General features: G+C 56.9%; 9 protein-coding genes. 3 read left to right on the top strand and 6 right to left on the bottom strand.

Annotated elements, in window-relative coordinates; translation table 11 throughout:
* Positions 1 to 11: 11 nt before the first annotated feature.
* The 6 genes from AC58X1_RS08810 to AC58X1_RS08785 form a co-directional block, all read right to left on the bottom strand.
* Positions 12 to 1106: a hypothetical protein gene (locus tag AC58X1_RS08810; protein ID WP_497428702.1), complete on the bottom strand. Its 1095-nt coding sequence runs from the start codon at positions 1104 to 1106 to the stop codon at positions 12 to 14.
* Positions 1103 to 2563, bottom strand: a complete 1461-nt coding sequence (locus AC58X1_RS08805) for a glycosyltransferase (protein WP_497428701.1) — start codon at positions 2561 to 2563, stop codon at positions 1103 to 1105. The genes AC58X1_RS08810 and AC58X1_RS08805 overlap by 4 nt, the downstream gene beginning before the upstream one ends.
* A 56-nt stretch (positions 2564 to 2619) precedes the next feature.
* A complete protein-coding gene (locus tag AC58X1_RS08800; protein ID WP_497428700.1) occupies positions 2620 to 4995 on the bottom strand; it encodes a glycosyltransferase family 2 protein in 2376 nt (791 codons plus the stop codon).
* Positions 4995 to 7493: a glycosyltransferase gene (locus AC58X1_RS08795; protein ID WP_497428784.1), complete on the bottom strand. Its 2499-nt coding sequence runs from the start codon at positions 7491 to 7493 to the stop codon at positions 4995 to 4997. Before AC58X1_RS08795 ends, AC58X1_RS08800 begins: the two co-directional genes overlap by 1 nt.
* A 143-nt stretch (positions 7494 to 7636) precedes the next feature.
* Positions 7637 to 9082, bottom strand: a complete 1446-nt coding sequence (locus AC58X1_RS08790; protein WP_497428699.1) for a DUF4214 domain-containing protein — start codon at positions 9080 to 9082, stop codon at positions 7637 to 7639.
* A gap of 17 nt (positions 9083 to 9099) precedes the next feature.
* Entirely contained in the window at positions 9100 to 9918 is an 819-nt protein-coding gene (locus AC58X1_RS08785) for a hypothetical protein (RefSeq protein WP_497428783.1), read from the bottom strand.
* A 629-nt stretch (positions 9919 to 10547) separates the two neighbouring features.
* Between AC58X1_RS08785 and AC58X1_RS08780 the strand changes: the two genes are divergently transcribed.
* The 3 genes from AC58X1_RS08780 to AC58X1_RS08770 are packed head-to-tail and all read left to right on the top strand — an operon-like array spanning position 10548 to position 15142.
* The gene (locus AC58X1_RS08780; RefSeq protein ID WP_497428698.1) at positions 10548 to 12359 is read left to right on the top strand and encodes a type I secretion system permease/ATPase; all 1812 of its coding nucleotides are present in this window, start codon (positions 10548 to 10550) and stop codon (positions 12357 to 12359) included.
* A 12-nt stretch (positions 12360 to 12371) separates the two neighbouring features.
* Complete coding sequence (locus AC58X1_RS08775) at positions 12372 to 13697, top strand: HlyD family type I secretion periplasmic adaptor subunit (RefSeq protein WP_497428697.1); 1326 nt, start codon at positions 12372 to 12374, stop codon at positions 13695 to 13697.
* Positions 13694 to 15142: a TolC family outer membrane protein gene (locus AC58X1_RS08770; protein ID WP_497428696.1), complete on the top strand. Its 1449-nt coding sequence runs from the start codon at positions 13694 to 13696 to the stop codon at positions 15140 to 15142. The genes AC58X1_RS08775 and AC58X1_RS08770 overlap by 4 nt, the downstream gene beginning before the upstream one ends.
* Positions 15143 to 15194 lie beyond the last annotated feature (52 nt).

Below are 15194 nucleotides of genomic sequence, written 5' to 3'. Positions count from 1 at the left end.
GAAAAATTGAATCAAATTTCCATTATCAGATTCTTCAGGGGGTTACGAATCTGAGGTTTTGCCAGAATCTGGCTAATCGCAAGGTCGAAGCCTTCTACGTTGAAGCTGTGAAGCAACCCGGTGGTTGGCACTGCCGGATTGCTGGCTTGTAACTCTTCAGGTGTTGAGAACAGCGATGCCCCTGAGAGTGAATCGGTAACCGTCTTCAAGCCTTCATTGCAAAATATCGATACAGGTACACCGTACATCTCGTACTCAAGCAGGCAGGTAGAGACGGTCGAAACGCCTTCGGAAGCATGCTTGATAAGCTCCTCGGTTGTGTCGATCGAGTGGAAGTAGATCTCTCTATCATGCCCGTAGCGGAGGAGGTTACTCGGTTTTGCACTGAGCATGTAATGAATCAAATTCTGAGTGTTCAGCTCTGCAGGATGGGGCGCCCAGATGTACAGTTTTTCAGGGTTGGCCCTCGCCAGTTCAAATATGGACTGTGCAAGTACACGCTGATCCTGATAGCTATAGAGATACCAGTTGGTGTTGGTAGTAATCACCGTAAACACGGGTACGACCGGTGGGCTTTCCTTTTTCACGCGTTGAGCCCGGTTTCTGGGATACCCGATAGAGGCGTCGGCAAACCAGCTCAACTGATGATCGGCAAAAGATGGAACTGGGTATCCAGCACCTGATGTATGTGAAGCCGTATTCACGAATTTGGAATCGTCGGACAAGTTAAAACCAAGCTGATACAGACCATGCGGTACCTCGATGATTGGAATCGAAATGGCAACGCATGCTTTGAGAACTGTAAGAATGCCCTTTTCTAGCACGGGGCTGATATGACCTACCGTTGTAATCGCGGCGCTGAAGACGCCCGCTAGCATGATCACCGACTTCGCATCGGATGTGATTTTAACATTGTCCGGTAGCACGTAATCCGTAGCCAGATTGTAGTCTTTCTGCGGACTATTATTGTATATCAAGTAATCAAACTTGGAGCCGAGCGCAGACAGCAGCGCCAACTCCACTTGCGGAAAGTTATTCGTCACATAAAGCAGTGTCTGCTTGGACTGCTTTAGATTCAGTTGCTCAGATCTGATGACGCCGCTCATTGTGCGCTTACCACGTGATGTTTGAGGACTGCTTCCCTGGCCTTCAGAGAGGCACGAGCTATGACTGCAGGGTCTTTGATCAGCTTTTCAAGCGTGGAGTACCATTCTGCTTGCGATTCACACAGCCAGCCATTGACGCCATGCGTGACGGCTTCGACGAACTCGTCTCGCGGACTGGCAATCACCGGCACACCTTGGGATCCACACTCGATAAACTTAATGTTTGATTTCGCATTATTGAAAATCGTGTCCTCAAGGGGGGCGAGGGCGATGTCATGTTCGGAAATAACACTTAACATCTCGTTAAAGTTGACGCGAGAGATGACTGTGACTTTAGTGTTAAACAGTTCGATCGGATTGGACTGGGTGCCGGTATTTCCGAGGAAGGTAATTTCAAATCGGTCCGGATACTCTTGTGCTAGCTTCAGGAGTGGGCCCTGAGCAATAGAGAAATCTTTTTTATGGGTAGCAGTGCCAGACAGATAGAGTATTTTTACCTTGCGGCTTGTAATATTTTTCAATTTTTCAACGCACTGCTGTTTAGGCAATACCATTGCCGAAACAATTTGATTTCTGTGCAATTCAATGGGCTTCGCCAGATGTGCCATTGCTTGGGCGATCAATGGTGTACTGCAACGAAATGCATCGGCATACAGAAGGAATGCGGACTTCCCCATAATGTTCTTGCGCGCATGTTCGACGGTTTTCCCGTCGCTCGATCTGACATGTCCGAGGTACTCGCAGTGCTCGGGGAGTAGCAGGTCATCGTAATCAAGTGTAACTTTTATGCCGATATTTTTAGCCAGCTCGATGAGATAAAGCGACATCTCGTTATGTTCAGGTCGTGAAAAAATCAGCTCTTTACAATTGAAGATCGCACGAACCATTTTATGGATTTCGGTCTGGCCGTGGTACACCAGATTCTTCGAAATCTTTTGTGATTGGAACAGGCACCGATAGACGAATGAGCCGTCACGTCGCGGTGCGCTCGAGAGAAAAAGCGTTGCTTCGTGGGTGTTCTTAAAGGTTTGTGAATGCCTGAGCAACCCCGGCCGGATCAGCTCGCGTGATTCTTTGAATCCATACGTGAAGTAGTGGTCCGCAGCGTGCATCTCATTTTTAAGAACATCGCTGTATTTCGCAGTATATTTTTTGTGATCAATCAGGCACTTGTATATGTGACTCGGGTCGATGTCTGGCCGGTCACGGATCAATTGCTCTGCAAATCTTTTGGTCGGATTCGTCGACCCGGTGAACACATAACCAGCTTGATTGGTGATCATCGTGACAGGAGGTGCCACTTGCTCAAGTTTAGGCATATCTTGGGGGGTAGTCGCAGGTTGGGCCGCGATTGCAGTCGATTTATGGCTAACGACTTCTGCGGACAGTACTGGCGTGCGAGCGTCTTTGGCGTTTTTTAGATTTTGCACTTTTTTTCTGGGGTTTTTAATAGTCAAGATTAATGCCTTGGCCTGCTGAGCAGACCGCGTAGGTAATGGATATAGACGTTGTCTTAGCGCGTTACCGGGGGTCTTGGAGGAAGAGCCAACCCTCCATAGGCGCCGCTCAGGTAATCCAGCGAGAGGCTTGGGTGATAGTGAGGGTCACCGCCCTGGGTCGAGACCCAGCGTTCTATAAAGTTTTTCTGCTCTCGCAGCGCTCGCGCCTTTTTCTCCGGCGTTAGATCTTTGCCACGGCTGGCCGACTCTGCATGAATGAGTTTGGCCTTGGAGGACCAGATTATGCGCTTGCCCGTGGCTTTCACCTTCAGGCAAAGATCAACGTCATTGAATGCCACTGGGAATGCTAACTCGTCGAGTCCTTGCACTGCCTGGTAAAGGGATTTAGAGATCAACAGGCAGGCTGCAGTGACCGCACTCTGCTCTCGGGTAAGATGGTTGAACGCGAGGTAGCCCGGGTCCTGGTCGTTGAGTAGGTTGCCAGTGTGTGCCGCCAGCCCATTGATGCCGACGACCACGCCGGCATGCTGGACCATATGGTTGGGCCACAACAATTTAGCACCGACCACACCAACATCTGGGCGCAGCGCATGCGAAACCATTTCCTTTAGCCATCCGCCTTCAACGATCTCGATGTCATTATTGACCAGGCCAATCAGGTCGCCCGTCGCGTGGCTCACACCAACATTATTGATTGTCGAGTAATTGAACGGGTGGGGGTGAGAGACCACCGCAACGCCTCGCTTCTTGAGATCCTCGAAATACGCAAGGGTCTGCGGGTCACTCGACTGATTGTCGACGACAATGATTTCCAGATCAGGATAATCGGTCTCGTTCAATAGACCTTCAATGCAGGTATGCAGCAACCTGAATTGGTCGCGCGTAGGAACAATCAAGCTTACGCGCGGTAGTTGCTGCGGCAGTGGCCAGAGTGGCCGCAAAAGCGCTGGATAATGCTCAACAGAACTAACCGTTGTACCAGTCGCTAGCGACTCACATAACCATTCCACCGCGAGCCTACGATGCGCCGAAGGTTCCGCTTGCTCGGGGCTTTCCGGGGCGCAAGTCGAGCGATGATAGAGAACGCGGGGTAAATGGGCCACGGGTACTTTGTTTTGCTCTGTAGCCAGTGCAATAGCTGCAGTCAGGTCATGCCAATTCACAGCAGAATGTTTTACTCGATCCGGGAGAAGGCTCAATGCCTGGGCGATGAATGGAGCGCTGAAGATGGCCCCCGGCGTGAATACATCGGCCCCAATAAACAGGTCGATATCCCATATCGGCTTCAGCCAGGGATGTGTCCGCTCGCCTGTGGGACTGTCTTGGTCGCAGTCACCATATGCCCACGCATTATTGCCGTCGAGCAGTGCGCACAGATGACCTAGTGCCGATGGCGCAAGACGATCGCCGGCAATTAAGGGCAATATAAAATCGCAGCCTGCTGTCAGCACCTTATCCACAGCAGGCATTAAGTCTTCAGCAGGCGTGATCGCAATCTCATGTACCAAGCCCCGGTCTTGGCCCAGGCTGTCCAGCGTTAGCTGTTCATGTGCGCAATTCCCGTCGCTTATCAGCACCACTCCAACCCTACCCTGCAGTTCAACCGCTGGCAAACTGTCCAAGCGCTGAAATGCTTCAAACCAGCTCGGGTACAGGTGCCAGCCGGCACTTTTGGGCAACAGAACCGTATGTTCGTTTGCGACATCTGTCAGCAGCGAAATGAGCGCAGGATCTGATTCAACTTCCAATTTCTGCAGCAGGCCGGTGACGCCTTCGGGCCAGCAGCAAACACTAATGGGGCTGCCAGCAAGTTGCTGACCTCGATCATCGGTCAATTCCAGCTTGTGTACCATTCCATCGGCCAGCTCCCAGGGAAGGTCAATGGAGAAACCGTGATCGCTCGTCGCGCGATATGCCAGTGCCTGATTGTGCGAGTTGCATGTCGCACTAGCGATGACCACATTGCCCTCGCTGACTGTGACTTCCACATGCCGCCTGGGTGACTGTGGGTCCCAGCACCAGCCACTGAGTCGAAGTCCACCCGTGTGCCAAACCTGTGCCGCTATTGCGTGGCTAGAATCTGGCGGGCCCGCCGGGAGCAGCACATTGCCGTCGAGCTCGAAACCATCATTGGCAATCCGCACCGCAATCACCGCTGCTTCATCCAACCAACTCTGCCGCAGTTGCACGGTAAAACCGTGGAACTGGTCGCCCATGGGGGCCACAGGCTCATATTGGTCTGCACGGGCGAGCGCGACCGGTGCGCCATCGATGATCACTTCCACAATCAGTCGTTGATCTGGTTGTGCCGTATTCATCGCCCAGCCATGTAACACGTCCCCTTGCAGGCCAAGGATGACACCGGCATGCGTGCAGGGCAGTACTGGGTGTTGGCCCGCCTGGGGCTTTTCCAAGAGATCTTGAGTCATCAGGCCTGGCTCACTGAGAAGGGTAAAGAAGTCAAAGCGCTCGCACCGGCTTCGGTCGCCACCGTACCTGGATCGGCAAACAGTGGCACAGCCAGAGTCTTGGCGAGCATTGGAGCGATCCAGTCGGCGCCTGGTGCATCATCGAGGCTTAGCACGGCGCTGCAGCCCGCAGCGCGAGCGCGCTCGGCCAGGCTGAAATCGTGCAGCAGCGGAAGCCGGTGAACGACACCGGTCGCCTGTAGAGCCTTAACCCAAGGCCCATCATCCTTGGCTAACAGTACCAGCGGTAATTGTTCACGAATGGCCTGTCTGGCCAGGCTTAGCCAGCGCTGGGCGAGGGCTGGCCGGCTGAGGCTGTCGCCGATCAGCAACACCTGCTGGTGGGTTGCAGCCGCTACAGGGTTTGTTACGGGTGCAGGTGCAGGTGCAGAGGCATGGGTGGGAGGCAGCAAGGCTGCTTCTGGAAGCCCACTTGCGTAGCCTGCCTGCAACGCGTGCCAAGGTAGCTGGATGGCAGTTGCTGCGTTGGCAAAGCGCTGCCAGTCGAAGGTAGCGTCCTGACTGAGGAGCCGGTTGTCCCGGCAGATGATCCGGTAGGGCAGTCCGAGCAGGGAAGGTAGCTCGCACAGCTCAGCAGGGCAGCGGGACAGCTGCTCGTATTGAATTTCGCAAATCGGCAGCAACTGCAACGTCTCAACCAATTGCTCATACTGCCCCGGCAGCTCGAAGTCCAGGCTCAGCGACAGCGGCCGCATGGGCGCCTTTAGCGTGGCCCAGACGCGGTGATGCTCGTGGCGCCACGCGAGGCTGAACACCGATTCGCTATGTGCATCGCCGCCACTTACATGAAGGGTCTGGCTGGTCTGCTGGCTCCAAAATGCTTTTTGCGCAGTAGTGCTTAGACCTGCCAGATTGGCTACACGGGCTCGCTGTAATTGCTCGCGAGCCGGTTTGATCGGATCGCGCAGGCAAAATGCATTGTAGCGAGCAGAAGCGTCAGGGTAACGCTTGCGCAGGATGGCGTTGTTATGTGCCACGCGCAGCGTTTTTTCGGCGCCGAATGAAATCCCGCCCTGATGCGCGACAAATACATTCGCCGCGCCCATATGACGCCAACCGAGACTGCGCGCACGCAGGCACCAGTCGGTTTCTTCGCCGTAGCCGCGCGCCAGGTGCACTTCGTCCAGGTAACCCACCTGATCCAACGCGCTGCGCTTGATGTACAGGCAAAACCCGCAGCCGGTCTCGATTTCTACCGGCGGGCTGTCGGTCTGCCGGGCGAGGTCGTCCAGCTGCGCCTGCTCCGTGGCGCTGGGCATGGGGTGGCTGACTCTGCTCTGAGGGAAGCTCATCAGCTCGCCATTGTTGGTGAACGGCGTCACCGAGGCGACGCTGATATCGCTGTAGGCCACCTTGCGCAGACGATCAAGCCAGTTGCCGTGCACGCGGGTGTCGGCATTCAGCCACACCACATCCTTGTTCGGGCTCAGCGCCATGGCGCGGTTCATGCTGCGAATGAAGCCCAGATTCACCGCATTGTTTACCAGCGTGATCTTGCCTTTGCTCGCGAGTACCTTCAACGCCTTGGCGAGGGCGGGCAGGGGAGTGGCGTCCTCGACAACGACCACGCGGTGCGCAGTGCGATTGAGCTTGCGTGCCTCGAGCGCGCTATGGATGCATTCCAGCGTCTCATCAAGGCCAGCGTAGACCGGTATCAGCACGTCCACTGGATGCTTTTCACCCCCTCCGCCCGATGCGGGTGGCGGTACAAACGCAGGCATGGCAAATACCGGGCTCCCCAGCAGCGGAGTGCCATCAGCAAAGCGCATGTGAACTGCCGCAGTCGGATTGGGTACGTTCACGCGCAAGCCGCCATGGGTCGTGGGCAGGCCGGCAGCACTGAGCAAGGGGTGCGGTGCGCTGGCGTGGGTGTCGACACTGACGGCGTTGGCGTCGAGTCGAAGCGCAACGGGGGTCTGCAGATTGTGCAGGTCGATCGCCCAGCCCTGGATCACACGTTGTTCAGGGATGTAGCGCACCACCCCAATTCTGCCCGAGGCCTCGGTTTGCGCGGCCAGCAGCTTGAGCACTTGTGTGAGCTCCTGCGCTGTATGGATTTCAGGCAAATGCGCAAGGATCATCCGGCGCAGCTCGGCGGGAGTCTCTGACTGACTGCGGGCCTGCCATAGCGTCATGCGCAGCGCCAGGTCATTAGGCTGGGTTTTCCAGGCTGTCGTCAGGTAACGGGTAGCGAGTTCGAAGTGGCCTTGCGCCAACAGGCTGCGGCCAACCAGTGCATGGATGTCGGCACGGTCGGGCAGCACCTGGGCTGCATTGGCAAAATAAATAAAAGCCAGGTCAGGCGTTTGCGGGAGTGCCGCAATGCCTTTCCACACCAAGGCTTCCGGCCGGTACTCGGCGGTCTGCATGGCACGCTCGAGCGCAGCAGCCGCGAGGCTCTGCTCGTTGGCTAGGCGATGGCGGTGGAACATGCCCATGAGCGTTTCTCGCCCATGGTCGAGGTGTCTGGACATAAACTTGGCTTGAGTGAAAATAAAAAAGAGGGGCGACCCGGAAGTCGCCCCTTTTCGCATATACCCGACCTTGCGGCCGGGCATACGCATCGCTACGACAGGGCTAGTTACACCTGGCCGTGCAGCACAACGACGTTGTCGATGTGGTCAACAGCTTCTGGCGAACCAACGATGCCCAGGGCAACATCGGCGTGAGTGCCGCCGTTGGCCAGCAGGCCCAGCCAAGCAGCCTTGCCAGTTGCGTCGGAATCGCGACCCAGAGCGGTCTGGTACAGGCCTTCGATGAAGTCTGCATCGGACTTGGTCTGAGCTTCAGCGGAACCAACAATGGCGGAAGCCACTTCGGAACGGCTTGCACCGTTGAACAGCTGACCGACCCAAGCGTTCAGGCCTTCTTCTTCAGCTTCACGGCCCAGGACGTTTTCGTACAGGTCGCGTACGAAGTCGCCGTTGGACGCATCGGCAGCGATAGCTTCTTGCGAAACTGCGATCGCAGCAGCGATGTCGGTCAGCGAACCGCCATTGGCCAGCAGGCCAGCCCAATCCGCAGCGCCTTCGGCGTCAGCGTCACGACCCAGCAGAGCTTGGTACAGGTCGTTGATGTCGGCAGCGTTGACAACGCTGGTGACTTCGGACGAGTTCAGGAACAGGTTGGCGATGTCGGTCAGCGAAGTGCCACCGTTAACAGCGCCTACGAAGTCCTTGGCACCTTGCAGGTCCGCATCGCGGCCCAGGATACCTTGGTACAGACGCAGGGCAGAAGCTTCAGCTTCGCTGTGAGCCAGTGCAACGGTCTCAACGGTGTCGCCGTCAACGAAGGTCAGGAACTCAGCGTTCGAGATCGAAGCGGTTTGGCTACCGGTCAGAGTAACGTTGAAGTTGGAGTTGGCAGCGAACTCGTAGTCAGCACGCGAACCGTCCAGTTGAACCACGTCGTAGCCAGCGCCAGTGTCGACGATGTCAGTGTGGTTGACGCCGCTCAGGACGACAGTGTCGTTGCCCGAACCGGTTTTGACGTTGTTGTTGCCAGCGCCAGCGATAACGGTGTTGTTGCCGTTGCCGGTAACGATGGTGTCGTTGCCGTCGCCGCCGTCGATGTAGGTGTTCTGGTCGCCGTTAACGGTGATCACGTCGTTGCCGTTGCCGGTGGTGACAACCAGGCCGATTTCGGCGTTGGCGTCAGCGCTGACAGCGATGTCGGCAGCCAGAGCAGCGAAGGCAGCAGGGGCAGCGCCCGATTGGCCTTGCAGGGTGACGTTCAGGCTTGCATCGCTTTCCAGGATGTAAGCACGAGCGCCAGCAGCTTCAGCTTCGGACAGGTCCAGGGTAACCAGGTCGGTTGCAACACCAGCGATTTCGCCAGTAACAACATCTACTGCGCCGCCAGCTGGCAGCTCCAGGTTCACGCCGTCGAAGCTTGCAACGTTGACGGTTGCGCCTTCAGCGTCCAGGCCCAGCAGCGAGCTGATGGCGTTGACAGTGCTGTCAGTCAGCGTGGTAGCTGTCAGGAAGGACTGAAACTCGGTAGACGAAACGGGGCTATCGTATTGCATGATCGATTCCTACGACTTCAAGCCAATTGGCTTGCGATACTTATGTTCTGCTGGTAAGCAGAGTTTTCCCACGGAGACTTAGAGCGGGCAGCGTTCATCTTCGTGACGGGAGTTATGGCGATATGCAGCGCCACCAGTGGCTCGTTGCCAGTGGGGCCATGCATCATCTGACTGGCGATCAACCGTTGTGGTTCGGCGTTGCCGAAAACGATATGACCGGAAATTTCGTAATGTTTGCGCCGCGGCCCGACTAGGCTGAAGCCTGCGCAGATCAGTGGCAGGCCCTCGCCGCGAATGCCGACGAAAGTGCCGGTCGAGACGTTGCGGCTGGGGCCGGAGCCGGCCACCATGCAGGTGTAAAGCAGGTCTACATCCGCTGGTTTGTCTGGCCAGCCAATGGCGAACGCTTCGATGAATTCCTCGCTGTCAGGGGCGCCTACCCAGCCTTCGCTCGAGACGACTTCGCCGGCATGTTGCAGGTGTGCAGTGAGCTCCAGAGCCATGGGCGCAGTGCTGGCTTCCAACGCAAGTTCCGGATCGCTGGTGGCGACCACGGCAAACGTACGCATGATGGCAGGGGAGTTGTCGATGCGGTCTATGCGCAGGTCAACGGGGTCGATCACGTCGTCGAACATGTGATATTCGGTGATCAGAACCGTGGTCACGCCGCCCTTGACGCGCGCAACGATGGTGTCGCCAAGCGTGTTCAGCATGTTCTTGCTGACACCCTCGGCGGGGAAGAAATCGATTGAGCCCTTACCGAGTGGCGCTTGCTGCAAGGCTATGCACACAGGCTTGTCGGCGGGGGGTTGGGAGGCGTACCGGAAGATGTACATGCCCGGCTCGAGCAGCGTGACTCTCGAGCTGATTTTCAGGCCATCTAGCGGCTGCGAAGGGGAGGACATGGCGTTGTTAAGCTCCTTTTAAACAAAAACACTGGCAGCTAACTTGCTCAAACCCGTGCATACGCCTGGAACGGACAGCGGACGCTCCATGCGAGGGACGAAGATGCAGGGATGTGAAAATGTTGTCAACTCACTCATGTAAAATAATTTTCATTTTTTTTCTGAACTAAATGTCTGGCTCAATGATCGCAGCGTCGGACTGAGTGCGATGCAGACGTTCCTATGACTCTATGTCTGCATCGAAATTCACTATGTTTTTCAGATGCTTGCAGCGTTAATATGAGCGTGCGTCAATGCTTTGGCTTGGGCGTGTCAAGGCCTGTTGTCAGCAACCAGGCTTAGTGCCGTTGGTCGCTGAACACTCTTGCAGATGGCCTTGTGATATCTAAGTTGACTCTGAAAGTTCGCTTATGCTCGTTTGTTGACGCTGGTCATTATTTTTTCATAAATAAAACGCTTCATCGGCTCGTCAAGCGGCGCCGTGGGGAATCAGGCACGCTGCCCCCCTAATCGAGTGTTACACTGCTTGCCGTTTTTTTGCCCTCCCCAGTATGGATACCATGAGTTCACTATCCGAAAACAACCTGCAAGCCGCCCTCAAAGCCTGTAAGAGCAGCTTCCTTTCGGTCGGTTTCTTCAGCTTCTTCGTCAACACGCTGATGCTCGTGCCAACGTTCTACATGATCCAGATCTCTGGGCGTGTGGTGCCATCGAGCAGTACCTCAACCTTGCTGATGCTGACCGTGATTCTGACTTTGTTGTTGGCAACCATGGGGTCCCTTGAGTGGGTGCGATCGCGGGTGATGGTGCGCATCAGCAACCGGCTCGACGTGATGCTTAGTCGCGATGTATACCGTGCCAGCTTCAAACGAGCACTGAACAGTGGCGGCGCAGATGCTACCGCGCAATCGTTGAATGACCTCACTGCGCTGCGCCAGTTCTTCACCGGCAACGGGCTGTTCGCTTTTTTCGATGCGCCCTGGTTCCCTATCTACACCTTGGTCATGTTCCTCTTCCACCCCTGGTTCGGCTACATGACCCTGGCATGCGGGGCGGTTCTGACCGTTCTGGCCTTCATCAACCACCGCTTGACTGCCAACGCCCTGGCCAATGCCAACAAGGAAAACGTCGCCTCGAACATGGTGACTACCAAGACCTTGCGCAATGCCGAAGTCATCGAGTCGATGGGCATGCTCGAGACACTGATGAATCGCTGGGCCAAACGTCAGCGCCGAATCATGCTGCTGCAGTCCGAGGCAAGTGACAAGGGCGGTATCGTCAGCACCATCTCGAAGACATTCCGCACCTGGTCACAGTCGATCATGCTGGGCATCGGCGCCTACCTGGTAGTCACCCACGAAATCAATCCCGGGCTGCTGATGGCGGGCTCTCTGCTGTTGGGGCGTGCCCTGGCACCTATCGATCAGATGATCGGCAGCTGGAAGGGTTTCGTCGCTGCCAAGGTTCAATACGATCGCCTGAGCAAGGTCATGGATGACCTCAACAAAGAGCCGGAGCGCATGCCACTGCCCGCGCCGGAAGGGCACATCCAGGTGGAAAATCTGGTTGTTGCACCCCCGGGCGCGAAAGCGCCGGTTATCCGCAATATCAGCTTCGTGGCGCCCGCAGGTTCCATCGTCGGTATCGTTGGCCCAAGTGCGGCAGGCAAGTCCACGCTGGTGCGGGCAATCATGGGTATCTGGCCGCCGCAGCATGGCGTAGTGCGTCTGGATGGCGCTGACATCCATAGCTGGGACAAGCACGCGCTTGGTCCTTATGTCGGCTACCTGCCGCAGGACATTGAACTGTTCGAAGGCAGCATCAGCGAAAATATTGCTCGATTCGACAAGGTTGACCCCGACAAGGTTGTGCACGCCGCACAGATGGCCGGCGTTCACGAAATGATCCTTATGCTGCCTGACGGCTATGACACCGTGATTGGTTCGGATGGTGTCAACCTCTCGGGCGGCCAGCGGCAACGTATCGGACTGGCCCGAGCCATCTACGGTAACCCGCGGCTGATCGTGCTCGACGAGCCAAACTCGAATCTTGACGATGTCGGCGAGCGCGCCTTGGGCGTGGCGCTGCAGAAACTCAAGGAAACCGGCGCGACGGTATTTATCGTGTCGCACCGGCCCAACATCCTCAGTCGTCTGGATCGCGTGCTGGTGATGTCGGGCGGCACCATTTCGTTGTACGGCGAGCGCGACCGAGTCATTGCTGAGCTGGCGGCTCAGCAGGCCAAGGGTCAGCAGCGTGTCGCTCAGCCCGATGCAGCGCAGCCTCCGGCGGCGGGTCCTGCCGCTCCAAAATCAGCGCCACCAGCGACGGCCGCCGCAGTGCCGGTTACCACCACCAGCCCCGGCGTGTGAAGGGATTTCCAGATGAGCAGTAAAGCGATCACCACGTTCGACCACAACTTCGACGATATGCCAACCTCCGATCGCGGTATTCGCCGTATCGGCATCACCATCATCGTGATCACCTTCGGCGTCTTCGGCACCTGGGCTGCGTTCGCCCCACTGAGCAATGCGGTGCACGGTTCCGGTGTGGTAACCGTGCAGAACTACCGCAAGACTGTGCAGCATCTGGAAGGCGGCATCGTCAAGGAGCTGCTGGCTCGCGATGGCGATCTGGTACAGAAAGGCGATCCGCTGATCGTGCTGGATGAAGCCCAGTTGAGCGCCGAGTATGAATCCACCCGCAACCAGCTGATCGTAGGTCGCTACAAGGAAGCGCGCCTGCGTGCCGAGCGGGATGGCCTCCAGGAGATCCCGGCGGTAACCATGGATGGCACCGATTCTGAGCGGGCCAGAGAGGCGTTGGCCGGAGAGCTGCAGGTATTCAAGGCTCGTCATGACTCACTGATGGGTGAGATATCAGTCAATCGCGAGCGCATCGAGCAGATGAAGCAGCAGATTGCCGGCCTCGATGACATGATCCGCACCAAGCGCAACCTGGAGAAGTCCTATACGGGTGAAATCAAGCAGTTGAAAGAACTGCTGGCCGAGGGTTTCGTCGACAATCAGCGTTTGCTCGAGCAGGAGCGCAAGCTCGACCTGCTCAAGACAGAGGTGGCTGACCATCAGTCGAGCATCACCACGACCAAGCTGCAGATCGGTGAAACCGAACTGCAGATTGTGCAATTGAAGAAGAAGTTCGACTCGGATGTGGCCAATGAGCTTTCTGAAGTCCAGGCTCAGGTGTTCGATCTTCAGGAGCGGGAAGCGGCGCTGCGTGATCGTTTGTCGCGGGTGGTCATCCGTGCCCCGGAGAGCGGCATGGTGCTGGACATGAAGGTTCACACCATCGGTGGCGTTGTAAGTGCCGCCACTCCGCTACTGGACATCGTTCCAGCGAGTTCCGAGCTGGTCGTCGAAGCCAAGGTTGCAACCAAGGATATCGACCGCCTTGAGCTTGGCAGGACAGCAGATATCCGCTTCGTCGCCTTCAACCAGGCGACTACCCCGGTAATCGAAGGCACGTTGATCCGCGTCTCCGCCGACAGCCTGACCGAAGAGCGCACCGGCGATCAGTACTATCTGGTGCGGGTCAAGGTATCTGAAGACGGCATGAAAAAACTCGGCAATCGCAAACTGCAACCCGGTATGCCGGCTGACGTCCTGATCAACGCAGGTGAACGCACCATGTTGCAGTATCTCCTGAAACCAGCGCGCAACATGTTCGCTGAATCGCTGATCGAGGAATGATTGTGCGTTTGCTACTCGGTGTTTTGATGTGCATGGCCGCCAGCCAGACGCTGGCGGTGCAACCCCAGGATGAAGTGCCCCGGGAAGTTGCAGCGTCCAGTTACGCGCTTGACCTTGCAGGTCTCTATCGCGAGGCCCGCCTGGAAGATCCTCGTGTGCTGGCGGCCTATGCCCGTGCGCGTTCTGCCGCTGAGCAACAGCGCGAAGCCCTAGGTGGCTTGTTGCCGCAAGTGTCGGCCAATGCCAATACCAGCCGTGTGTTGCGCAAGAATGAAAACACGCGCGACATCTACAACAACGAAAACTACTCGCTCAGCTTGACTCAGTACTTGTACAACAAGCCTGCGTGGGAGCGTTATCAGAAGTCCAAGAGCGTCAAGGACCAGAAGGGCCAGCAGGCGGAAGATACTTTGGCCGAAGCGACCGTCGACCTGGCCAAGCGCTACTTCGTTGCTTTGGCTGCTGACGATGAACTGGCGCTCGTTCAGGCCGAACGCCGCGCCACGCAAAAGAACCTTGATCGGGTCAGCATGATGTTCGACCGGCAGATGGCCAAGATCACCGACAAGCTCGATATGCAAGCGCGTGTCGACTCTCTCGCAGCGCAGGAGGTTGACGCGCGTAACCAGGTCCAGGTCAGTCGCGAGGCCTTGGCCGAAATCGTCGGACGGCCGATCAGCGAGCCGCTGAGCCGGGTGCGTAACGATGTGCAGTTGCAGGCGTCGACGCGCCCATTGCAGAGCTGGATTACCCAGGCGGTTGAAACCAATCCGATGCTAAAGGCCTCCCAGAGTGGCGCCGAGGCTGCGAATGCCGCCGTACGTGAGGGCAAGGGTGAGCACTATCCGCAGCTGTCGCTTAGTCTGAATGCGCAGCAAAGTGACCAGGGTTATGACAACACCCAGGCGCCACGCAGTGACAGCTATGTCGCGACGCTGGGTGTAAAAATCCCGCTTTATAGCGGCGGATCTACTTCCGCTCGGGTTCGGGGGCTATACGACGAGCAGCTGGCCGCTGAAGTGCAAATGGAGGGCATTCGTCGCCAGGTGGTGCGTGAAACCACCACGGCGTATCTCACTGCTCAGTCCAGCGTCGAGAAGATCCGCGCCAATCGCAATGCCTTGTCCTCTGCGCAGAAATCCAGTGTCGCTGCGCAAAAGGCGTTCACCTATGGCGTGGTCAACGCGGTGGATGTGCTGACTGCGGTGCAGAACGAGTTCAAGACCCGCCGTGACCTGCTCAAGTCGCAGTATGACTTCATCACCAACCTGTTCCTGCTGAATCGCTGGGCAGGTGAGTTGAATCAGGACAGCGTCGACAGCGTCAATGTCTGGTTGAGCCCGGTACCCGAGACCAGCCTGCCTGGCGGTGCGGCTCAGGGGGATGGTGAGACTACTGGCCAGGCCCGTGCTGTGTCCAGGGCGGGGGCATCGCAGGTGCGATGAAGCGGGTTGACCGTGCCTTCTACCGCCCGCTCACAGGATTTTCTGAGTCGAG

The organism is Pseudomonas sp. PGPR N4 (assembly GCF_059693665.1).
Note: the sequence above shows the minus strand (reverse complement) of the source record. Positions and strands in the feature narration are given on the sequence as shown.

Excerpts from the sequence above, each read along its gene's own strand:
- AC58X1_RS08810 (WP_497428702.1), bottom strand. The coding sequence starts at position 1,106 with ATGAGCGGCGTCATCAGATCTGAGCAACTGAATCTAAAGCAGTCCAAG.
- AC58X1_RS08800 (WP_497428700.1), bottom strand. The coding sequence starts at position 4,995 with ATGACTCAAGATCTCTTGGAAAAGCCCCAGGCGGGCCAACACCCAGTA.
- AC58X1_RS08795 (WP_497428784.1), bottom strand. The coding sequence starts at position 7,493 with ATGGGCATGTTCCACCGCCATCGCCTAGCCAACGAGCAGAGCCTCGCG.
- AC58X1_RS08790 (WP_497428699.1), bottom strand. The coding sequence starts at position 9,082 with ATGCAATACGATAGCCCCGTTTCGTCTACCGAGTTTCAGTCCTTCCTG.
- AC58X1_RS08785 (WP_497428783.1), bottom strand. The coding sequence starts at position 9,918 with ATGTACATCTTCCGGTACGCCTCCCAACCCCCCGCCGACAAGCCTGTG.
- AC58X1_RS08780 (WP_497428698.1), top strand. The coding sequence starts at position 10,548 with ATGAGTTCACTATCCGAAAACAACCTGCAAGCCGCCCTCAAAGCCTGT.
- AC58X1_RS08775 (WP_497428697.1), top strand. The coding sequence starts at position 12,372 with ATGAGCAGTAAAGCGATCACCACGTTCGACCACAACTTCGACGATATG.
- AC58X1_RS08770 (WP_497428696.1), top strand. The coding sequence starts at position 13,694 with ATGATTGTGCGTTTGCTACTCGGTGTTTTGATGTGCATGGCCGCCAGC.